The sequence below is a fragment of the Streptomyces sp. NPDC005803 genome (genome assembly GCF_040630435.1).
Taxonomy (GTDB): Bacteria; Actinomycetota; Actinomycetes; order Streptomycetales; family Streptomycetaceae; genus Streptomyces.
This window is the reverse complement of record NZ_JBEXXO010000001.1, coordinates 478,518-500,734: the sequence shown is the minus strand read 5'-3', so window position 1 is coordinate 500,734 and position 22,217 is coordinate 478,518. Positions and strand designations below refer to the sequence as shown.

The following is a 22,217-nucleotide window of genomic DNA, read 5'->3' as shown; positions in this document are numbered from 1 at the left end:
TCACGTCATCCTCATCATCCAGGTCGGGATCAGCTGAGTTCGCCGCCGGCCATGGCGGCTCGTACGAGGTCGTCCACGGCCATCTCCTCGATGGCCGGCCCCTGGGCTTCGGCGGCCTCGGCGGAGTCGGTCCGCGCCAGGCCGAGCAGGGTGTCGAGGAGGCCGGACTCGCGCAGGCGTGCGGCCGGGATCGACAGCAGGGCTCGCCTGATGCCTTCGTCGTCCAGGGGCTCTCCGCCCGCGGGTGCTGCCGGTTCGGGCTCCAGGCCTTCCCGCAGGAATCCGGCCAGGGCGGCCGAGTTGGGGTAGTCGAACATCAGGGTCGCGGGCAGTCGCAGGCCGGTCGCCTTCTGGAGCCGGTTGCGCAGTTCGATCGCGCCGAGGGAGTCCAGACCGAGTTCCGTGAAGCCCCGGTCGGCCGCGACACCCCCCGGATCGCCGTGCCCGAGCACGGCGGCGGCGTGGCCCCGCACCAGTTCCTCCAGGTAGCGGGTCTGCTCCGGTCCGGGCCGCAGCCCGGCCAGCTTGGCGCGTACGAGGGAGCCGCCGGTGTCCCCGGCGCCCGCGGCCGGGACCGTGGCGGGCCTGGGTGCCTTGCGGGCGGGCGGACCGGCGAGTCCCCGCAGCAGGGCCGGGATCTCGTCGGCCCGCTCGCGCAGCGCGGCACGGTCGAGCCGGACCGGTGCGAGCAGGGCGTCCTCCGTCCCCAGCGCCGCGTCGAACAGCGCGAGCCCGTCGGCGAAGGACAGCTCCAGTACCCCGGAGCGGCCCATGCGGCGCATGTCGGCGTCGGTGAGCTCCGGCCCTTCCCCGACCGTGCCCTCCCACAGGCCCCAGGCCAGGGAGGTCGCGACGAGTCCGGCGGCACGGCGTTCGGCGGCCAGGGCGTCGAGGAAGACGTTGGCGGCCGCATAGGTGGCCTGCCCGGCGGAGAGGATCTGGCCGCCGGCCGAGGAGTACAGGACGAACGCCGACAGGTTCAGGTTCTTGGTCAACTCGTGCAGGTGCCAGGCCGCGTCGACCTTGGGCCGCAGCACCTTGCCGACCTGTTCCTGGGTGACGGCGCCGACCAGGGCGTTGTCCATGACCCCGGCGGCGTGCACGACCCCGGTCAGCGGGTGCCCGGCCGGTATCTCGTCGAGCAGCGCGGCGAGCGCGTAACGGTCGGCCGCGTCGACGGCGACGATCCGCACCGACTCGGCACCGCACGCCATGAGTTCCGACCGGAGTTCCTCCGCACCCGGGGCCTGCGGGCCCCGTCGGCTCGTGAGGACGAGGTGACGTACGCCCTTCTCGGCGACCAGGTGACGGGCGAGCACCCCGCCCAGCAGGCCGGTTCCCCCGGTGATCAGCACGGTGCCGTCCGGGGACCACACCGGGGCCTCGCCGTCCCCGGTGGTGGCCGCGTAGCGGGGGACCAGGACCTGGCCCCGGCGGACGGCGATCTCGGTCTCGGCGGAGGCGAGGGCGGCGGGCAGAGCCGCCACCGACGCGGGGGTCGCGTCGAGGTCGACGACGGTGAAGCGGCCCGGGTTCTCGGCCTGTGCCGCGCGCAGGACACCCCACAGCGGGGCCTGTACGCAGTCCACCGCGTCCCCGTCGCCCGCGACCACGGCGTTCCGCGTGACGAGCACCAGCCGCGCATCGGCGAACCGCTCGTCGGCCAGCCACTGGCCGAGCCCGTCGAGGAGCCGCCCGACGGACGTACGCACCTGCTCCGGCACACCGCCCGCCGTACCGAAGACGTCGGAGACGTCGGGCGCGGTCAGCAGAACCGTGCCCGGTACCCGTGCCTCCGCGCCTGCCTCGGCGAACGAGGAGACCGACCGGATGCCCGGCAGCGGGGCCCCGACGACCAGCCAGTCGTCGGTCGAACCCACCGACCCCGAGCCGGTGTCGGGACGATGCGCCTGCCAGTCGATACGGAACAGAGCCGCCTCCCGGCCGTTGCCGTCGCCCGCGAAGTGCGCGGCGGACACCTCCCGCACCACCAGCGACTCGACCGTGGCCACGGGCTCCCCCGTCGGCGCGGTGATCCGCAGCGCGACGGCGTCGGGGCCCGGCTTGGTCAGCCGTACCCGCAGGGCGGGCGAGCCGGTGGTGTGGAGGGTGACACCGTTCCAGACGAAGGGGAGGGAGGCCCGGACGGGCTCCTCGTGATCCCCGTCGAAGATGCGCTCGGCGTGCAGTGCGGCGTCGAGCAGGGCGGGGTGCAGGGCGAACAGGGCGGCGTCGGTGCGCGCGTGCTCGGGCAGGTTGATCTCGGCGAAGAGTTCGTCCCCGCGCCGCCAGGCAGCCGTCAAGCCCTGGAAGACGGGGCCGTACCCGTAACCGAGCCCGGCGAGGTCCTCGTACATTCCGCTCACGTCCACCGCCCGCGCACCGGCCGGGGGCCAGGCCTCCAGGTCGGGCACGGCGGGCGCCGGCTCGGCGGCGAGGACACCACGGGCGTTGCGGGTCCATGGGGCGTCGGCGGCCAGATCCTCGGCCCGTGAGTACACGACGACGTCACGCCGCCCGGACCCGTCCGCCTCGCCCACGGTGACCTGCACGGCGACACCGGCCTTGGCCGGCAGCAGAAGCGGGGTCTCCTGGGTCAGCTCCTCCAGCCGGGCGCAGCCCGCCTCGTGGCCGGCGCGGAGGGCCATCTCGACGTACGCGGTACCGGGCAGCAGGACGCTGCCGTGCACGGCGTGATCGGCGAGCCAGGGGTGCGTGGCGACGGAGAGCCGCCCGGTGAGCACCGGAGCCCCGGTCTCCGGAGAGACGACGACGGCGCTGAGCAACGGGTGACCGGCGGGCACCTGCCCGAGACCGGCGGCGTCGCCGACGGCGGCAGGAGCATCGAGCCAGTAGCGGGTGCGCTGGAAGGGGTACGTGGGCAGGTCGACGCGACGCGCACCGGTACCGGCGTAGAACGCCTCCCAGTCGACGTCGGCCCCGCGCGCCCAGACCGCTCCGAGCCCGGCCAGGGCCTCCCGTGCCTCGTCGCGGTCACGCCGCAGGAGGGGGACGAAGGTGGCGGAGTCGTCGGCAGAACCGGCCCCGAGAGCGGTGAGTACGGCGTCCGGGCCGATCTCCACGAACGTACGCGCGCCCCATTCCTCCGCGCTGTGGACGGCATCGGCGAAACGGACGGGCCGGCGGACCTGGTCGACCCAGTACTCCGGCGACTGCCAGTCCGAGGACAGTTCACCCGTGACGGTGGAGACCACCGGCATACGCGGCTCGGCAAAGTCCAACCCCTGCGCCACGGCACGGAACTCGTCCAACATCGGCTCCATCAACGCCGAGTGGAACGCATGCGACACAGCCAGCCGACTGGTCTTACGACCGAGACCGGAGAAGTGCTCGCCCACAGCGAGAGCCGCAGCCTCCGTACCCGACACCACCACCGACTGCGGACCGTTGACCGCAGCGATGCCCACACCCTCGGTCAGCAACGGCAGGACTTCGGCCTCGGTCGCCTGCACCGCGACCATCGCACCACCAACCGGCAACGCCTGCATCAACCGACCCCGCGCCACCACCAACCGCGCCGCATCCCCCAGCGACAACACACCCGCCACATGCGCGGCAGCCAGCTCACCGATCGAGTGCCCCACCACCACATCAGGCGCCACACCCCACGCCTCGACCAACCGGAACAACGCCACCTCGAACGCGAACAACGCAGGCTGAGCCATCGCCGTCGCGTTCAACGCGTCCGCGTCCTCCCCCCACACCACCTCCCGCAACGACCGACCCAGATGCGCATCCACCTCCACACACACCGCGTCGAACGCCCCCGCGAACACCGGGAACGCCTCATACAACTCACGCCCCATGCCCAGCCGCTGCGCCCCCTGACCCGTGAACAGGAACGCCGTCTTCCTCGGCGTGGCGACGCCCCGCACGCCTTCTCCGTCAGTGGCCTCGGCGAAGGCGCCCAGCTCCCGCAGCGCGCTCTGCGTGTCCGCCGCCAGGAGGACGGCGCGGTGTTCCAGCGTCGCCCGGCCGGTGGCCAGGGTGTACGCGATGTCGTGGAGGTCCAGCTCCGGCTCGGCCAGCAGGCGGGCGCGGAGGTCCGCGGCCTGGCGGGCGGGGGCCTCCGCGTCCGAGCCGGAGAGCACCAGGGGCAGCGGGCGGCCGGCCGCGGGCCGGACCCGTGACTCCTCGGCCGGCTCCACCGTCACCGGCGCTTCCTCGACGATCAGGTGGGCGTTGGTTCCGCTGAGCCCGAAGGAGGAGACGGTCGCGCGGCGCGGCCTGTCCGCCCGGCGCGGCCAGGGCCGGGCCTCGGTGAGCAGGCGCACGTTGCCGGCGTCCCAGTCCACCTCGGGCGAGGGCTCGTCCACGTGCAGGGTGCGGGGCATCAGACCGTTGCGCAGCGCCATGACGGCCTTGATGACACCGCTGACGCCGGCCGCCGCCTGGGCGTGGCCGATGTTGGACTTGATGGAGCCCAGCCACACCGGGTCGTCGGCGGGCCGCCCCTGCCCGTAGGTCGCCAGCAGGGCCTGGGCCTCGATCGGGTCGCCGAGCCGGGTGCCCGTGCCGTGCCCTTCCACGAGGTCCACGTCGGCCGTCGTGAGGCCGCTCGCGGCGAGGGCCCGGTGGATGACCCGCTGCTGCGAGGGGCCGTTCGGGGCGGTGAGCCCGTTGCTCGCGCCGTCCTGGTTGATGGCGGAGCCGCGGATCACGGCGAGCACGTCATGGCCGAGGCGTTCCGCGTCGGAGAGCCGCTCGACGAGGAGCAGACCGACGCCTTCCGCCCAGCCCGTGCCGTCGGCACCGGCCGCGAAGGCCTTGCAGCGGCCGTCGGCGGACAGCCCGCGCTGCTGGGCGAACTCCACGTAGATCTCGGGGGTCGACATCACGGTGACGCCGCCCGCGAGTGCCATGCCGACCTCGCCGCGCCGCAGGGCCTGGCAGGCCATGTGGAGGGCCACGAGGGAGGAGGAACAGGCGGTGTCGACGCTGACCGCGGGCCCTTCCAGACCCAGGGTGTAGGCGACGCGGCCGGTGAGGATCGAGGCCGCGGTGCCGTTGCCGAGGTAGCCGGCGACGTCGTCGGGGATGTGCTGGAGGCGGGAGGCGTAGTCGTGGTACATCACGCCGGCGTAGACACCGGTCTGGCTGCCGCGCATCGCCGTCGGGTCGATGCCCGCGTCCTCGAACGCCTCCCAGGCCGACTGGAGCAGGAGCCGTTGCTGCGGGTCCATGGCGACGGCCTCGCGGGGGCTGATCCCGAAGAACGCCGGGTCGAACTCGGCGGCGTCGTACAGGAACCCGCCCTCGCGGGCGTACGTCTTGCCGTGCAGGCCCGGTTCCGGGTCGTAGATGCCCTCGGTGTCCCAGCCACGGTCGGCGGGGAAGCCGGCGACGGCGTCGCGGCCTTCCGCGACGAGTGTCCAGAGGTCCTCGGCGGAGCGGACCCCGCCGGGGAAGCGGCAGCTGATGCCGACGATCGCGAGGGGCTCGTCGTCCGCGAGGCCCGTGGGAGCGGCGCCGGCCGCCGTGGCCGTGCCTGCGGCATCGTCCTCCGTACCGCCGAGTTCCGTGCCGAGGTAGTCGGCCACGGCCCGGGTGTTCGGGTAGTCGAAGACGAGGGTGACGGGGAGCCGCAGGCCGGTCACGGAGTTGAGCGCGTTGCGCAGTTCCACCGCTGCCAGCGAGTCGAAGCCGAGTTCCTTGAAAGCGCGGTCGATCCCGACGGTGTCCCCGGACTCGTGTCCGAGGACGGCCGCGACCTGGCCCGCGACCAGGTCGCGGAGGGTCTGGCGGCGCTCGGCGGCGGTGAGTGCGGCCAGGCGGCGGGCCAGGCTGTCACCGACGGGCGCGGCGGCCGCCGCGCGGCGGAGCGCGGGCCGGGCGGCGGCCGCGGTGGCGCGCAGCAGCGGCGGGACGTCGGCGCCTCGGGCGTGCAGGGCCGCCGGGTCGACGAGGAGAGGGGCGAGCAGGGCGTGCCGGGTGCGCAGGGCCTCGTCGAAGAGGGCGATGCCACGGGCGGCGGGCAGGGCCGGGAGGCCGAGCCGGTTCATCTTCTCCACGTCGGCGTCGGTGAGTTCGCCGCCGAGTCCGGTGTTGACGGCCCACAGCCCGTACGCCAGGGAGGTGGCCGCGAGCCCGGCGGAGCGCCGGTGGGCGGCGAGGGCGTCCAGGAACACGTTGGCGGCCGCGTAGTTGCCCTGTCCTGCGGGCAGGACGAGGCCTCCCGCGGAGGAGAACATCACGAACGCCGACAGGTCCATTCCGGCGGTGAGCTCGTGCAGGTGCCACGCCGCGTCGGCCTTGGGCCGCATGACGGTGTCGAGGCGTTCGGGGGTGAGGGCGCCGATCAGGCCGGGGTCGACGACTCCGGCCGCGTGGACGACTCCCCCGAGCGGGTGCTCGGACGGGATGCCGTCGAGGACCTCGGCCAGGGCGGCCCGGTCGGCGACGTCACACGCGGCGATCCGGACGTCCGCGGCTCCGGCTGCGACGAGCCGGTCGCGGAGGCCGGCGGCGCCGGGTGCGTCGGGGCCCCTGCGGCTGGTGAGCAGCAGGTGGCGTACGCCGTGCCGTTCGACGAGGTGGTGGGCGATGCGGGCGCCGAGGCCGCCCGTACCTCCGGTGATCAGGACGGTGTCGTCGCCGTTCCAGGGGGCGTCGGCCTCCGGAACGGCCGTACGGACCAGTCGCGGTACGAGGAACCGTCCGTCGCGCAGGGCGAGTTCCGGCTCGCCCTGGGCGAGGGCCGCACCGGCGGCGGCCGTGAGGCCCGCCGCATCGGTGTCGTCGTCGGGGTCGGCGTCGAGCAGGACGATGCGGCCCGGGTTCTCGGCCTGGGCCGCCCGGACGATGCCCCACACGGGGGCCTGCGTCAGGTCGGGGGCGGTGCCCTTGTCGGTGGCGACCGCGCCCCGTGTGACGACCAGCAGGGTGGCGGCGTCGAACCGCTCGTCCGTCAGCCAGGACTGCAGCAGGCCGAGCACGTACGAGGTGACCGTGCGCGCGGCCTCGGGCGTCGGCCAGCCCGCCGGGGTGGGGCAGCAGGCGAGGACGACGGCCGACGGATCGTCGAGGATGGCGAGCCCGTACTCGTCGAGCACGACGGCCGAGGACGCGAGGGGCTCGTACGGCCCGGGGAGCGGAGCCCACTCGACGTGGTGCAGGGCATCGGAGAGGGGGCCCTCGGCCGGGGCCAGCTGTTCGGCGGAGACGGGGCGGCAGATCAGCGAGGACACGGTCATCACAGGGCTGCCGGTCTCGTCGGCGACGACCATCGCCGACTCCTCCGCACCCCGGATGCGGCGTACGTACACCCGCAGCGCGGCGGCTCCGGTCGCGTGCAGGGACACCCCGCTCCACGCGAAGGGCAGCAGCGCTTCGGTGCCGCCCTCCTCCTGGTCGACGAGGACGTCCACATGCATGGCGGTGTCCAGGAGCGCGGGGTGCAGCCCGTACTCGGCGGCTTCTGCGCGCACGGATTCCGGCAGGGCGACCTCGGCGAACAGTTCGTCGCCGCGCCGCCATGCCGCCGTCAGGCCCTGGAAGGCCGGGCCGTAGCCGTACCCGCGCTCACGCAGCCGGTCGTAGGCGCCCTCGACCCGCACGGGGGTGGCCCCGCGCGGCGGCCACTGGGTGAGGTCCACCGCCACCTTCGCGGGCTCGCCGGTGGCGAGGAAGCCGGTGGCGTGACGGGTCCAGGAGTTCTCGGGGGCCCCGTCGACGCGTGAGTGGATGTGCAGCGGACGGCGGCCCGAGGCCTCCGGGGCCCCGGCGGCGACGCGCAGGTCCACGCCGCCGGACGCGGGCAGGACGAGGGGGGCCTCCAGGGTCAGCTCCTCCAGGAGGTCGCAGCCGATCTGGTCGCCGAGGCGGACCGCGAACTCGACGAACCCGGTGCCGGGGAGCAGCACCGCGCCGTGCACGCCGTGGTCGGCGACCCAGGGCTGGGCGGCAGTGGAGAGCCGGCCCGTCAGCACCACGGACCCGGACTCCGGCGACAGGACGGCGGCGCTGAGCACGGGGTGGTCGACGGGATCGAGTCCGGCCGATCCGACATCACCGGCCTTGGCGGTGACGTCGAGCCAGTAGCGGGTGCGCTGGAAGGCGTACGTGGGCAGATCGACGAGGGGCACCGTAGTACCCGTGCCACCGAGCACGGCAGCCCAGTCGACGTCGGCCCCGCGCGCCCAGACCGCTCCGAGCCCGGCCAGGACCTCCCGTGCCTCGTCGCGGTCACGCCGCAGGAGGGGGACGAAGGTGGCGGAGTCGTCGGCAGAACCGGCCCCGAGAGCGGTCAGGACCGCGTCCGGGCCGATCTCCACGAACGTACGCGCGCCCATGCCCTCCGCGCTGCGGACGGCATCGGCGAAACGAACCGGCCGACGGACCTGATCGACCCAGTACTCCGACGACTGCCAATCCGCACCCGACTCCCCGGTGACGGTGGAGACCACCGGAATGCGCGGCTCGGCAAAGTCCAACCCCTGCGCCACGGAACGGAACTCGTCCAACATCGGCTCCATCAACGCCGAGTGGAACGCATGCGACACAGCCAGCCGACTGGTCTTACGACCGAGACCGGAAAAGTGCTCGCCCACGGCGTGAGCCGCAGCCTCCGTACCCGAAACCACCACCGACTGCGGCCCGTTGACCGCAGCGATGCCCACACCCTCGGTCAGCAACGGCAGGACTTCCGCCTCGGTCGTCTGAATGGCGACCATCGCACCGCCAGCAGGCAGCGCCTGCATCAACCGGCCACGGGCGACGACCAGCCGCGCCGCATCGGCGAGTGACAGCACACCCGCCACATGGGCAGCGGCCAACTCCCCGATCGAGTGGCCCACCACCACATCCGGCGTGACACCCCACGCCTCGACCAACCGGAACAACGCCACCTCGAACGCGAACAACGCAGGCTGAGCGATCGCGGTCGCGTTCAGCGCGTCCGCGTCCTCCCCCCACACCACCTCACGCAACGACCGCCCCAGCTGCGCGTCCACCTCCACACACACCGCGTCGAACGCCCCCGCAAACACCGGGAACGCCTCATACAACTCACGCCCCATACCGAGCCGCTGCGCACCCTGACCCGTGAACAGGAACGCCGTCTTCGCGTCCTGGACCGCCTCCGCGCTCTCCAGCAGCTCCAACGCGGCGGAGAGTTCCGCCCGGTCGGCGCCGAGGGCGACGGCGCGGTGTTCCAGGGCCGCACGGCCGGCGGCCAGGGTGTGGGCGGCGGGTGTCAGTTCCTCGTCGGTCAGCTGCGTGAGCCGCCGGCGGAGAAGGCCCGCCTGGGCGCGCAGTGCCTCGGGGGTGGCGCCGGAGACGGGCCACGGGAGAGCGGGGAGTGCGACGGGAGCGGCGGGAGCGGCCACGTCCGCGGCCGGTTCAAGGGCCTGCTCGATGATCACGTGAGCGTTCGTCCCACTGATCCCGAACGAGGAGATGCCGGCGCGCCTCGGGTGACCCGTCGGCTGCCACTCCAGGGCCTCGGTGAGCAGTTCCACCTCGCCCGCCGACCAGTCCACCTGGTCCGAAGGGGTGTCCGCGTACAGGGTCCTGGGCAGGATGCCGTGGCGCATCGCCATGACCATCTTGATGATGCCCGCCACCCCGGCCGCCGCCTGGGTGTGACCCATGTTGGACTTGATCGAGCCCAGCCACAGGGGCTGCCCCTCGGGCCGCTCCTGTCCGTACGTCTCCAGGAGCGCCTGGGCCTCGATCGGGTCACCGAGCCGGGTCCCCGTACCGTGCGCCTCCACCACATCGACCTCGGCGGCCGAGAGCCCGGCGTTGGCGAGCGCCTGGCGGATCACGCGCTGCTGGGCCGGCCCGTTCGGAGCCGTCAGACCGTTGCTCGCGCCGTCCTGGTTGAGCGCCGAACCCCGGACCACGGCCAGTACCCGGTGCCCGTGGCGACGCGCGTCGGAGAGCCGCTCCAGGAGCAGGACGCCCGCGCCCTCGCCCCAGCCCGTGCCGTCCGCGCCGACGCCGAAGGACTTGCAGCGGCCGTCCGCGGCCAGGCCACGCTGGCGGGACATGTCGAGGAAGGTGTCGGGGGTGGACATGATCGTGACACCACCGGCGAGGGCCAGCGAGCACTCCCCGGACCGCAGGGCCTGGGCGGCCATGTGCAGGGCCACCAGCGAGGACGAGCACGCCGTGTCGACGCTCACCGCCGGGCCCTCCAGACCCAGTGTGTACGCGACCCGGCCGGACACCACGCTGGCGAGGCTGCCGTTGCCGTGGTAGCCGGCCACGTCCTCGGGGAGCGGGCCGAGCCGCAGCCCCCAGTCGTGGTACATCACGCCGGCGAAGATCCCGGTGGAACTGCCCTTCATGGACCGGGGGTCGATCCCGGCACGCTCGAAGGTCTCCCAGGCGACCTCCAGCAGCAGTCGCTGCTGCGGGTCCATGGCCTGCGCCTCGCGCGGGCTGATCCCGAAGAACGCCGGGTCGAACTGGGCGGCGTCGTACAGGAACGCCCCCTCGGTGGAGTAGGTCCTGCCGGGCTTGCCGATCTCCGGGTCGTAGAGGTCCTCCGCCCACCCCCGGTCGGTGGGGAAGGGGCCGATGGCGTCGGACCCGTCGGCGACGAGCTGCCAGAGCTCCTCAGGCGAGGTCACCCCGCCCGGGTAGCGGCATGCCATGGAGACGATGACGATCGGGTCGTCCTCCGAGGCCCGCGTACGGGCCCCGGGGGCCGGGGCCGCCGTGCCCGCGGTTTTGGGCGCGGCCGAGGAGACGAGCTTGGTGACGAGGTGTCCGGCCAGGTCCGTCGCCGTGGGGTAGTCGAAGGTCAGGGTCGCGCTCAGGCGCAGTCCGGTCGCGGCGGCGAGCCGGTTGCGCAGTTCCACCGCGGCGAGGGAGTCGAAGCCCGTCTCCATGAACGCCCGGGTGGCGGTGACCTCCTCGGCGCTCCGGTAGCCGAGGACCGCGGCGGCCTCGGTGCGGACCAGGCGCAGGACGGTGGCCAGGCGCTCGGCCGCGCCCAGTCCGGCGAGGCGTGCCGCGAGCGGTGCCGCCCCGGCGGAGGCGGTCGCCGCCCCTGTCCCGGCGGCGCGGGCCGTGCGGGGCCGCACCAGGGCGCGCAGCAGGGTGGGGGTGCCGTCCGTACGGGCCCGCACCGCACGCTGGTTGACGCGCACGGGGACCACGGCCGGCTCGTCCGTGCCCAGGGCCCGGTCCAGCTGGGCGAGGTTCTCCGCGAAGGACAGCGAGTCCAGGCCGAGCCGCTCGATGCGGGTGAGGGCGGCCGCGTCGAGACCCGCGCCCATGCCGCCGCCCCCGGCCCACAGGCCCCAGGCGAGGGAGGTGACGACCTGCCCGGCGGACGCGCGGCGGGCGGCCAGGGCGTCGAGGAAGAGGTTGGCGGCGGCGTAGTTGCCCTGCCCGGCGCCGTCGAGGACGGTCGAGGCGGAGGAGAACAGGACGAAGGCGGTGAGGTCGAGGTCCGCCGTCAGCTCGTGCAGGTGCCAGGCGGCGTCCGCCTTGGGCCGCAGCACGGTGTCGAGCCGCTCGGCGGTCAGGTCGCCCACGAGGCCGTCGTCGATCACGCCCGCCGCGTGCACCACGGCCCGCAGCGGGTGCGCGGACGGGATGGCGGCGAGGAGTGCGGCCAGGGCGTCCCGGTCGCCGGCGTCGGTGGCGCTGACGGTGACCTCGGCGCCCGCCGCGGCGAGGTCCGCGAGGAGTTCGCGCGCGCCGGGGGCGTCCGCTCCGCGCCGGCTGGTGAGCAGCAGGTGCCGTACGCCGTGTTCGCGGACCAGGTGGCGGGCGAGTTCGGCGCCCACCCCGCCGGTGCCTCCGGTCAGCAGTACGGTGCCGGTCCCGTCCCAGGGCGCGGGGCGCTCCTCGTCGGGTGCCGGAACGGCGGCCAGCCGGGGTACGTAGGCCTCGGTGCCGCGCAGGGCCAGTTCGGGTTCCGAAGAGGCGGCCAGGGCGCGGCCGACGAGGGCCGCACCGGCCTCGTCGGTGTCGACGAGGACGAAGCGCCCCGGGTTCTCCGCCTCCGCGGACCGTACGACTCCCCAGACGGGTGCCTGCGCGAGGTCGACGTCGGTGCCGGGTACGGCGGCGCCGGAGCGCGTGACCACGGCGAGCCGGGACCCGGCGTACCGCTCGTCGGCGAGCCAGTCCCGCACGGCGCTCAGCGCGTCGGCGGTGACGGCACGGACGGCGGCCGGTACATCGCCCTCGGGGGTGAGCGGGGTGCGGTACACGACGACGGGCGGCGCCGCCTCGCCCGTGAGCGCGTCGAGCTCCGCGAAATCGGCCTCAGCGGTGGGGAGTTCGACCGGGTTCCACCGTACGGCGAGCAGCGGGTCGGTACGGTCGGCGGCGAGCTGGTCCGCGGTGACGGCACGCAGCAGCAGCGATCCGACGCGGGCCACGGGGGCCCCGGCGGCGTCGGCGACCGTGACGTCGAGTTCCTCGCGGCCGCGGGCGACGATCCGTACGCGCACGGCGGTCGCCCCGGCCGCGTACAGGGCGACCTTGTTCCAGGAGAAGGGGATCCAGGTCCCCTCCGGCCGGTTGCCTGCCTCGGCGAGTGCGTGATCGGCGGGGTGCAGGGCGGCGTCGAGCAGGGCGGGGTGCAGGCCGAAGCCTTCGGCGCCGGCGCGCACCGGCTCCGGGAGGGCGACCTCGGCGAAGACCTCGCCGTCGAGCAGCCAGGCGGCGCGGACCCCGTGGAAGGCGGCCCCGTACCCGTAGCCCTCGTCGGCCATGTCGGCGTACAGGGTGCTGACGTCGAGCGGGACGGAGCCGGCCGGCGGCCACGGCCCGGCCAGGGCGGTGGTGTCCGGATCCGGGGCGGTGGGGGCCAGGACGCCGGTGGCATGGCGCACCCACTCGTCCTCGGCCGCCTCCACGGAGTCCGGGCGCGCGTAGCACTCGACGGCCCGGCGGCCCGAGGCGTCGGCGGCGGCCACGACCACCTGGAGGGCGGCTCCGCCCGACTCGGGCAGCACGAGCGGGGAGTGAAGGGTCAGCTCCTCGACGAGTCCGCAGCCGGTCTCCGCCCCTGCGGTCAGGGCGAGTTCGACGAACGCGGTGCCGGGCAGCAGGGTGACCCCGGCGATGGTGTGGTCGGCCACCCAGGGGTGGGTGCGCGGCGACAGGCGTCCCGAGAGCACGGTGGTGCCCGCACCCGCGAGCTCGACGGCCGAGCTCAGGACGGGGTGCCGGGAGGCGAGCCGCCCGGGCCCGGTGCCCGCGGACTGCTGGGGGTCGAGCCAGTAGCGGCGGGGGCGGAAGGCGTGGGTGGGCAGATCGACCCGGCGGGCGGGGTGGCCGGCGTGGACGGCGTGCCAGTCGAGGCGTGCGCCGCGCACGTGGGCGAGACCGGCGGCGCCGAGCACCTCACGGACCTCGTCCTTGCCGGCGCGCAGCAAGGGGGCGAGGACGGTGTCGGCCTCGCGTTCCTCGGGCAGGCAGTTCTGGCCGAGGGCGCTGAGGACGCCGTCGGGGCCCAGTTCCAGGAAGGTGCGGGCGCCGCCCTGGCCGAGGAGCCAGTCCATGGCGTCGGAGAAGCGGACGGCGCTTCGGACGTGGCCGGTCCAGTAGTCCGGCGAGCAGAGCTCCTGCGAGGTCGCGAGGCGTCCGGTGACGGTGGAGACGACGGGTATGCGGGGCGGGGAGTAGGTCAGGATGCCGGCGACGCGCCGGAACTCCTCCAGCATCGGTTCCATGAGCGGCGAGTGGAAGGCGTGGCTGACCTGGAGCCGCTTGGTCTTGCGTCCCTGCCCGGCGAAGCGCTCGGCGAGTGCGAGGGTGGCGTGTTCCTCACCGGAGAGCACCAGGGCATCGGGGCCGTTGAGAGCGGCGACGGCCACCTGCGCGCCGAGGAGGGGGAGCACCTCCTCCTCGGTGGCCTGTACGGCGACCATGGCGCCGCCGGCGGGGAGTTCCTGCATCAGCCGGCCACGGGCGGCGACGAGGGTGGCGGCGTCCTCCAGGTTCAGTACGCCGGCCACGTGCGCGGCCGCGATCTCGCCGATGGAGTGGCCGGCCACGAAGTCGGGCCGGATGCCCCAGGACTCGACGAGACGGAAGAGCGCCACCTCGACGGCGAACAGCGCGGTCTGCGCGTAGCGGGTCTCGTCGAGCAGAGCGGCCTCCTCGGACCCCTCCGCGGCGAACAGGACGTCCCACACGGAGGTGTCGAGCTGGAGGTCGAGCCAGCCGATCGCGTCGGCGAGGGCGTCCGCGAAGACCGGGTAGGCGTCGTGGAGCCGGCGCCCCATGGCAAGCCGCTGGCTGCCCTGACCGGTGAAGAGGAAGGCGAGCCGCCCGGCGGGCAGCGTGCCCGTCCGGGTGCCGGGGACGCTGTCGCCCGCCGCGAGGGCGGTCAGGCCGGCGAGCAGTTCGTCGCGGTCGGCCGCGACCACGGTGGCCCGGTGTTCGAGCGCGGCGCGGGCCGTGCCGAGCGCGTGGCCGAGGTCCGCGGGGGAGAGGTCTGCCTGCTCGTCCAGGAAGTGCGCCAGCCGCGCGGCCTGGGCCCGCAGCCCCTCGTCGGACCGGGCCCCGACGGGCACGAGCGCCGGGGCGGCGTCATCGCCGGCCGGCTCCCCCACGACCGCGTCGTCGTCGGCCGACGGCTCCTCCACGATCACATGGGCGTTGGTGCCGCTGATGCCGAAGCCGGAGACGCCCGCGCGGCGCGGACGGTCCTTCGTCTCCGGCCACGGCACGGGCTCGGTGAGCAGGCGTACGGTCCCCGCCGACCAGTCGACGTTCCCGCTGGGGGCGTCGACGTGCAGGGTGCGCGGGAGCACCCCGTTGCGCATCGCCATGATCATCTTCATCAGGCCGGCCACACCCGCGGCGGCCTGGGTGTGCCCCAGGTTGGACTTCACGGAGCCGAGCCACAGCGGCCGGTCCTCGGGACGGTCCTTGCCGTACGTGGCGATCAGCGCCCGTGCCTCGATCGGGTCGCCCAGGGTCGTACCGGTGCCGTGCGCCTCGACGGCGTCCACCTCGTGGGCGGAGATCCCGGCGTCGGCGAGGGCCTGCGCGATGACGCGCTGCTGCGCGGTCCCGCTCGGGGCGGTGAGCCCGTTGCTCGCGCCGTCCTGGTTCACGGCCGAGCCCCGGACGACGGCGAGCACCTGGTGCCCGTTGCGCCGGGCGTCGGAGAGCCGCTCCACCACGAGCAGCCCGACACCCTCGGCGAAGGAGGTGCCGTCGGCGCCCGCCGCGAAGGCCTTGATCCGACCGTCCGGGGCGAGCCCGCGCTGCCGGCTGAACTCCGTGAACAGCCCGGGGGTGCTGAGTACGGTCACGCCGCCCGCCAGCGCCATCGAGCACTCGCCGCGGCGCAGCGACTGGACGGCCAGGTGCAGGGAGACCAGCGATCCGGAGCAGGCGGTGTCGACGGTGAGCGCCGGGCCCTCCAGGCCCAGCGCGTAGGCGACGCGGCCCGAGGTGACGCTCAGCGCGCCGCCCGTGACGAGGTACCCGGTCAGGCTCTCGGGGGCGTCCTGCACGCGGGGCCCGTACTCGGTAGGTCCCGCGCCGATGAACACACCGGTACGGCTGCCGCGCAGCGAGGTCGGATCGATCCCGGTGCGCTCCAGCGCCTCCCAGGCCGTCTCCAGCAACAGCCGCTGCTGCGGGTCCATGGCCAGCGCCTCGCGCGGGCTGATCCCGAAGAACTCGGCGTCGAACTCCGCGGCGTCGTGCAGGAACCCACCGGTACGCGTGTAGCAGGTGCCGGGGACGGTGGGGTCGTCGTCGAACAGGGCGTCGAGATCCCAGCCGCGGTCGTCCGGAAAGGGACCGACGGCGCTGCCGCCGCCGTCGACCAGTTTCCACAGGTCCTCGGCCGAGCGGATGCCGCCGGGGAAGCGCCCGCTGATGCCGACGACCGCGATGGGTTCGTCCACGAAGGCCGGGACGTCGTCCCGGCCTTCGTCCACGGCGGCCGTCCCGGCGGGCTCGCCGAGCAGTTCCGCACGGACGCAGCCGGCCAGCAGCTCGGGGCTCGGGTGGTCGAAGGCGGCGGTCACGGGCAGGGCCAGTCCGGTCGCCGCGTTGATCCGTGCGTGCAGGTCGACCAGGGCGATCGAATCCAGCCCGAGTTCCCTGAACGAGGTTTGGGCGACGATCACCGGTTCCGTGTCGGGCCGGACCTTGCGCAGGCACGCGGCGGTCTGTTCGCAGACCAGATCGGCCAGGAGCCTGGCCTGTTCGCTCCCCGGGAGCCCGGACAGCCGGCCGGCCAGGGCGGCCCCGGGGTTCTCCTCCGGAAGCACCTCCGAGCGGGCCCCCGGGCGGACCTCCGCGCCGGACAAGTCATCAGCGACAGGATCGAAGCCCGCGGACATCTGCACGCTCCCAGCTCGTATCGAATCCCCCGAGTCATTCCAGCCACGGGGTGACCGCACGCTAGGTCGGCTCCGAAGGGCGGCGACACCCCTATCCCCCCAGGTGTTGACCCTGCCCACCGCCCGCACGGGCCCCGCCGCACCACCCCCGCCGCACGCCTGTCCGGCCCGAGATGCCTGCTGGGCCGGGGTGCCGGAAGGCCGGTAAGTGGTCAGGGGGGTGGTCGGTGTTCTCCGCACCCGCCCCCGACGCCTTCAATGGCACGCACTGCCCAGGGCGCCGCCATCGGCGGCCCCGATGGCCGAAGAGACGGGTGGAGCATGACCGTTGCCGATGTCAGTGTCCGAGTGGCCGAACGAGAAGCGATCAAGGAGGCCGTGGAGCTGGGCCCTTCGCCGAGCGCGACCGAGGCGCAGCACGCGCGGGGCAAGCTGACCGTGCGCGAGCGGCTGGACCTGCTGTTCGACCCGGGTACGTTCCGGGAGATCGAACAGCTGCGACGGCACCGGGCCTCCGGGTTCGGGCTGGAGGACCGCAGGCCGCACACCGACGGCGTGGTGACCGGCTGGGGGAAGGTGGACGGCCGCAAGGTCTTCGTGTACGCCCACGACTTCCGGATATTCGGCGGCTCGCTCGGCGAGGCCCACGCGCAGAAGATCCACAAGGTGATGGACCTCGCCCTGGCGGCGGGGGTCCCTCTCGTGTCGCTCAGCGACGGCGCGGGAGCCCGCATCCAGGAGGGCGTCACCGCGCTCGCCGGCTACGGCGGCATCTTCCGTCGCAACGTCGCGGCGTCCGGAGTGATCCCGCAGATCAGCGTGATGCTCGGACCGTGCGCCGGCGGGGCGACGTACTCACCCGCCCTGACGGACTACGTGTTCATGGTGCGGGACATCTCGCAGATGTACATCACCGGACCCGACGTGGTCCAGGCCGTCACCGGCGAGAAGATCACCCACAACGACCTCGGCGGCGCCCAGGTGCACTCCTCGGTCTCCGGCGCGAGCGCGTTCCTGTACGACACCGAGGAGGAGTGCCTGCAGGACGTACGCCACCTGCTGTCACTGCTGCCGTCCAACAACCGCGAACTGCCGCCGTCCGTCCCCTGCGAGGACCCGGCCGACCGGCGCGCCGACGCCCTGGCCCAGCTCGTGCCGGCCGACCCCAACCGCTCGTACGACATGCGGGCGGTGATCGAGGAGATCGTCGACGACTCCGACCTGTTCGAGGTCCACGCCACCTGGGCGACCAACATCATCTGCGGTCTGGCCCGGCTGGACGGCCACGTGGTGGGCATCGTCGCCAACCAGCCCGCCTCCCTCGCCGGCGTCCTGGACATCCACGCGGCGGAGAAGGCGGCGCGGTTCGTGCAGACCTGCGACGCCTTCAGCATCCCGCTGGTGACCCTGGTGGACGTCCCCGGCTTCCTGCCGGGCAGCGACCAGGAGCACGACGGCGTCATCCGGCACGGCGCGAAGCTCCTCTACGCGTACTGCGCGGCCACCGTCCCCCGGGTCCAGGTCATCCTGCGCAAGGCGTACGGCGGCGCGTACATCGTCATGGACTCCCGCTCCATCGGCGCGGACCTGTCCTTCGCCTGGCCCACCAACGAGATCGCGGTGATGGGCGCGGAGGGCGCGGCCAACGTCGTCTTCCGCCGCGAGATCGCCGCCGCGGACGACCCGGAGGCGGCGCGCGCCCAGCGCGTCAAGCAGTACCGCCAGGAGCTGATGCACCCGTACTACGCCGCCGAGCGCGGCCTCGTCGACGACGTCATCGACCCGGCCACCACCCGGCAGGTCCTGGTGGACGCCCTGGACGTCCTGCGGGCCAAACACGTGCCGCTGCCCGAACGCAAACACGGCAACCCACCGTTCTGACAGGAGGAGCACGCGCGATGAGCGAACCGCACGGGCCACACCTGACGATCGAGCGCGGCACCCCGGACGCCACGGAACTCGCCGCCCTCCTCCTCGTCCTGCTCTCCGCGTCCCGGGGCCGGGACCACACCGACGAGCCCCCCTCCCCACGCCCCCGAGCCGCCTGGGGACCCGCACGCGGCTGGCGCCCGCCGGGCACCTGGACCGCCCCGTGAACCGACTGCGTAAGGACACCGCTCCCCGATGACCAGCACACCCACCACCACGACGCGCCCCGCCACGCCCTGGCTGCGCCGCTTCCACCCCGCCGAACAGGCCCCCGTGCGGCTGTTCTGCCTCCCCCACGCGGGCGGCTCGGCCAGCTACTACTTCCCGGTCTCCCGCGCCCTGTCCCCCGCCGCCGACGTGGTGGCGGTGCAGTACCCCGGCCGCCAGGACCGCCGCGCCGAACCGTGCGTGGACGACGTACGCCGCCTGGCCGACCTGATCACCGCCGAGATGCTGCCGTGGTGCGACCGCCCCGTCGCCCTGTTCGGCCACAGCCTGGGCGCGACCCTGGGCTTCGAGGTGACGCTGCGCCTGGAAGCGGCCGGCATCACCCCCGTCACCCTCTTCGCCTCGGGCCGCCGCGCCCCGTCCCGCCCCCGCGAGAACGAGCACGTCCACCTGGCCCCGGACGCGCAACTCCTGTCCACGATCCGCCGCATGAGCGGCACCGACCCCGCTGTCCTGGCCGACGAGGAACTGCTCCGCTCCGTCCTCCCCGCCATCCGCGCCGACTACCGCGCCGCGGAAACCTACCGCTACCTCCCGGGCCCGCCCCTGACCTGCCCGATCGTCGTCCTGAACGGCACGACGGACCCCGAGGTGACCGAGGAGGAAGCCACAGCCTGGACCACCCACACCACGTCCGCCTGCACCTTCCACACCTACCCCGGCGGCCACTTCTACCTGAACGACCACGCGGCCGAGGTGATCCAGCTGATCCGCGAAAGCGTCGCGTAGCGGGTCGGGCCGAGGCGCGGGGGCTGGCTCGAAACCTCCGGGCGGCCACCACGGGACTCGGGTCAAAGCTCCGTGAGCAGCCGTGGGACGGTGAAGTCCCGGCTCGGTGATGTGCGCCGGCCGGGAATTCGCCCGCCGCCGGGCAGTCAGGTCTGCCCGTCGTCTTCCTGCTCGGTGCCGCCGGCTGCGTCGGGGTCGGGGTCCGTCCTGATGCGCAGGCACCCGTCCGCACCGAACATCTCGACCAACTGCGACAGGTGGGCTCGGGCCGCGCTGCCACCGGGGGCCTCTGCGGCGCTCACCCGCGCCCCTCCAGGTCCGCCCATACGATCTTGCCCCAGCTGCGCTCGTCCGTGCCCCAGTCGGCCGCCAGTGCCGCCACCAGTAACAGGCCTCGCCCGCCCTCGTCACCGTCGCCTGCCTCGCGCTCCACGGGCCACGCCTGGGAGAAGTCCGCGACGGCCACGCGTACCGTCCGCGCGTCGGTGCGCTCCACCACGACGCGGAGAAAATCCCGCCGGGCATGCTGCACGGCGTTGGCGACCAGCTCGGTCACGATCAGGGCGCTGTCCTCGGCCAGCTCGTCCAGGCCCCAGCAGGAAAGGGCGGCGTCCGTGAGGCGCCGGGCGGTGGAGGCGCTCTCCGGCTCGCGCGGCAATGTCTGGCTGTAGCCGGGGTGCCCGGTCGGACGGGCCCGCGTCGTAGGTTGCGGCATGTCGGTCTGCTCTCAGATCGGCCGAGCCCCGGGCCGGTCGCACGGCCGCCGGGGCGCTCTCCGCTCATGTAAGCGACATGCCGGGAACGCTGACAGGGGCGCAACGTCCCACTTTCACCGCCTTATTCGCCGACCCCCAGGAACTCCGCCAACGACCGGAGGCCGGGCGGGTGGTTGGGCAGCGCCCAGAGGTCACGCACGATGGCCACGGCCAGCGTGTGGTGCTGTATCCACGTCGGCGCCACACGACGCAGGGACTCCAACGTCTTCACCGCTCCGGCCGCGTCCCCGATGTCCGTATGAGCTCGTGCTACGTCCAGCAGCAGCCATGTCCGCCAGGACTGCGGCGTGTCCTTGCTCAGCCGCATCCCCTTGGCCAACGCCAGGGCGTCTTCCGGATGTCCGTACTGCACCGCCAGCCGGACACGTTCGATGCGGACCGACGACGGGCTGAAGACACTGACCATGCGGTTGTCCCCCCCGTCGGGCAGCTTCGCGACGCGGGCCGCTTCCTTCTCCGCCGCCCCCATCATCGCCGCTGCGCGCTCGTAGTCGCCGCTCCGTGCGGCGGACGTGGCGGCACTCATGATCAGCCCGCCCCACACCTTCAGGCCGTCGGCCGTCTCGGTCCGGCCTTCGTGCGCCATGTCATCGGCGGTACGAAGCGCGATGCCCAACGCGTCGTCCAGGCGCCCCTGCCGCTGATAGGTCCACGCCGCTGAGTTGACGATCATCGGCAGAAGCAGCGGATCGGAGGACTGCCCCGCAGCGTCCGTCGCGCGCTCCAGGCTGATGAGAGCGAGGTCCGTCTTCCCCATCCGCACGGCGACGTGCCCGGCAAGCTGAAGTGCCTTGCCCAGGGCCGCGAAACCGGTCCGGCGGACGTCCTCGTCACCTGAGGCGGTAGCCGCGCGCGCATCCGAGATCAAGTCCGGCAGCGCCTTCATCACCGTGTCGAACTCGGCGGCGTGGTACTGCGTCCAGCCGTCCGCGATCTGCTCACGCAGACGCTCCAGCGAGAAATCGGGCCCTGGCGGCTGCGGCTCCGGTCCCCGGAGCGCCGGCATGATGGCGCGTCGCACGGCTACGAAGCGCGGTCCGTCATTCTCACCCTTTGAGGACACAGCGGGCGGGTCACCCAGAAGCGTCGTCAGCTCCACGCCCAGCCCGTTGGCCAGCGCGTGCAGCGTGGGGAGGCGTGCCGAATGCTTCCGCCCCTGTTCGAGCTGCCGGATCACATCGACGGACACAGCGGACCGCCCGGCCAGCTCTTCTTGTGTCAGGGAGGCCAGACGGCGCAAGCGGCGCAGAGTCCGTCCCAGGTCATCATTTGCCACGCTGCCACGGTACGCCCGCGACGCTCGCGGAGAGCGCCGATGAGGACGCCCCGCAGCGGGCACGAGCCGCGCGCCACGACCCGCTCCGGTGGAACTGTCCTCTGCTCCCTGACGTAGAAGAGCCGTACGCGCCCCCCGCCCTATGTCTCACTTCCTGCGGACGGCCGCGAGGGCCAGCACCATACTCATGAGCAACACGAACACCACGAGCGAAGCGAAGAACAGGGCCACGAGCCAGCCTGCGTTCGCACCGGTGAGCGTGCCGCTCGCAGACACGCATGCCACCTCCGGCGGAAAGCTCTGCCGGCGCAGGTCCCCGCAAGCGTTCGGCAGGTCGTCGTGGATGACGTACGCGTTCACCCAGCACAGAGCCCAGCTGACGAGGAAGACGCCCAGCGAGGCCAAAGAGACGCCCAGCAACGCGTTCGAGGAGGGGGCTGCCCGGGCGTCCGCGTGAGGTGTCGTCATGGCCGGGGAGCGTACCGGCACGATCTTCCTGGCACGACGGCGGAGCCCCGGTCAAGTCCGGGGCTCCGCCGCCTGAATCCGGCTGCGAGGCGGCAAGAGACACCGTCACGTGCGGCACCCCGGTGCCGGCGTCGCCGTCAGGGACCGCCGGCGACTCCGAGCGGGTAGCGCAGACGCACGGAAGGTGCGGATAAGGACTGGAACCCAGAAGGCAGATCTCAGGAGAGCACCTGCGTGAGCGCGCCTGTCAGAGCGGCGGCGAGAGTGAGAACCGCCGCGAAGGTGGCCGCGGCCCTCCACAACGCGGTCGGGTAGCTGGCGCCGTCGAGACGGGCGAGTTTCCCCGCGGTGGCGGCCGCCAGCAGGGCGACGAGGACTACCAGCACGACGGCGAACGAAACGGCAGTGGCATGGGACATGGCTCACTCCAGGTATCCGATGAATGTCAACGACCCGAAGTTCTCGGGATCCGTGTTCACCGGGGTCCGACCGGATGAAGATGAACACCGG

The 22,217-nt window shown here is 73.5% G+C and carries 9 protein-coding genes; 3 read left to right on the top strand and 6 right to left on the bottom strand.

Going from position 1 to position 22,217, the window contains the following annotated elements; genetic code table 11:
• Window positions 1–29: 29 nt before the first annotated feature.
• On the bottom strand, window positions 30–16,268 hold the full coding sequence (locus tag ABZ454_RS02185) for a type I polyketide synthase (protein ID WP_359535672.1): 16,239 nt from the start codon (window positions 16,266–16,268) through the stop codon (window positions 30–32).
• Between the two features lie 354 nt (window positions 16,269–16,622).
• On the opposite strand from ABZ454_RS02185, the gene ABZ454_RS02180 reads away from it, so the two are divergent.
• Genes ABZ454_RS02180 through ABZ454_RS02170 form a run of 3 tightly spaced genes read left to right on the top strand, consistent with a single transcriptional unit; the run spans window position 16,623 to window position 19,187 of the window.
• Complete coding sequence (locus ABZ454_RS02180) at window positions 16,623–18,182, top strand: acyl-CoA carboxylase subunit beta (protein ID WP_359535671.1); 1,560 nt, start codon at window positions 16,623–16,625, stop codon at window positions 18,180–18,182.
• 17 nt (window positions 18,183–18,199) lie between these two features.
• Window positions 18,200–18,397 (top strand): acyl-CoA carboxylase epsilon subunit, encoded by a 198-nt coding sequence (locus ABZ454_RS02175; protein ID WP_359535670.1) that lies wholly within the window; start codon window positions 18,200–18,202, stop codon window positions 18,395–18,397.
• Between the two features lie 28 nt (window positions 18,398–18,425).
• Window positions 18,426–19,187 carry an alpha/beta fold hydrolase gene (locus ABZ454_RS02170; protein ID WP_359535669.1) on the top strand — a complete coding sequence of 254 codons (762 nt, stop codon included), beginning with the start codon at window positions 18,426–18,428 and terminating at the stop codon, window positions 19,185–19,187.
• 146 nt (window positions 19,188–19,333) lie between these two features.
• On the opposite strand, the gene ABZ454_RS02165 is transcribed toward ABZ454_RS02170, so the two are convergent.
• The 5 genes from ABZ454_RS02165 to ABZ454_RS02145 all read right to left on the bottom strand — a co-directional run bounded on the left by ABZ454_RS02165 (window position 19,334) and on the right by ABZ454_RS02145 (window position 22,126).
• Window positions 19,334–19,489: a hypothetical protein gene (locus tag ABZ454_RS02165; RefSeq protein ID WP_359535668.1), complete on the bottom strand. Its 156-nt coding sequence runs from the start codon at window positions 19,487–19,489 to the stop codon at window positions 19,334–19,336.
• Window positions 19,486–19,902 carry an ATP-binding protein gene (locus ABZ454_RS02160; protein ID WP_359535667.1) on the bottom strand — a complete coding sequence of 139 codons (417 nt, stop codon included), beginning with the start codon at window positions 19,900–19,902 and terminating at the stop codon, window positions 19,486–19,488. Before ABZ454_RS02160 ends, ABZ454_RS02165 begins: the two co-directional genes overlap by 4 nt.
• Before the next feature lie 122 nt (window positions 19,903–20,024).
• Window positions 20,025–21,239 (bottom strand): helix-turn-helix domain-containing protein, encoded by a 1,215-nt coding sequence (locus ABZ454_RS02155; protein ID WP_359535666.1) that lies wholly within the window; start codon window positions 21,237–21,239, stop codon window positions 20,025–20,027.
• Window positions 21,240–21,386: 147 nt separating this feature from the next.
• On the bottom strand, window positions 21,387–21,707 hold the full coding sequence (locus tag ABZ454_RS02150; protein WP_359535665.1) for a hypothetical protein: 321 nt from the start codon (window positions 21,705–21,707) through the stop codon (window positions 21,387–21,389).
• 218 nt (window positions 21,708–21,925) lie between these two features.
• Window positions 21,926–22,126 carry a hypothetical protein gene (locus ABZ454_RS02145; protein ID WP_359535664.1) on the bottom strand — a complete coding sequence of 67 codons (201 nt, stop codon included), beginning with the start codon at window positions 22,124–22,126 and terminating at the stop codon, window positions 21,926–21,928.
• Window positions 22,127–22,217 lie beyond the last annotated feature (91 nt).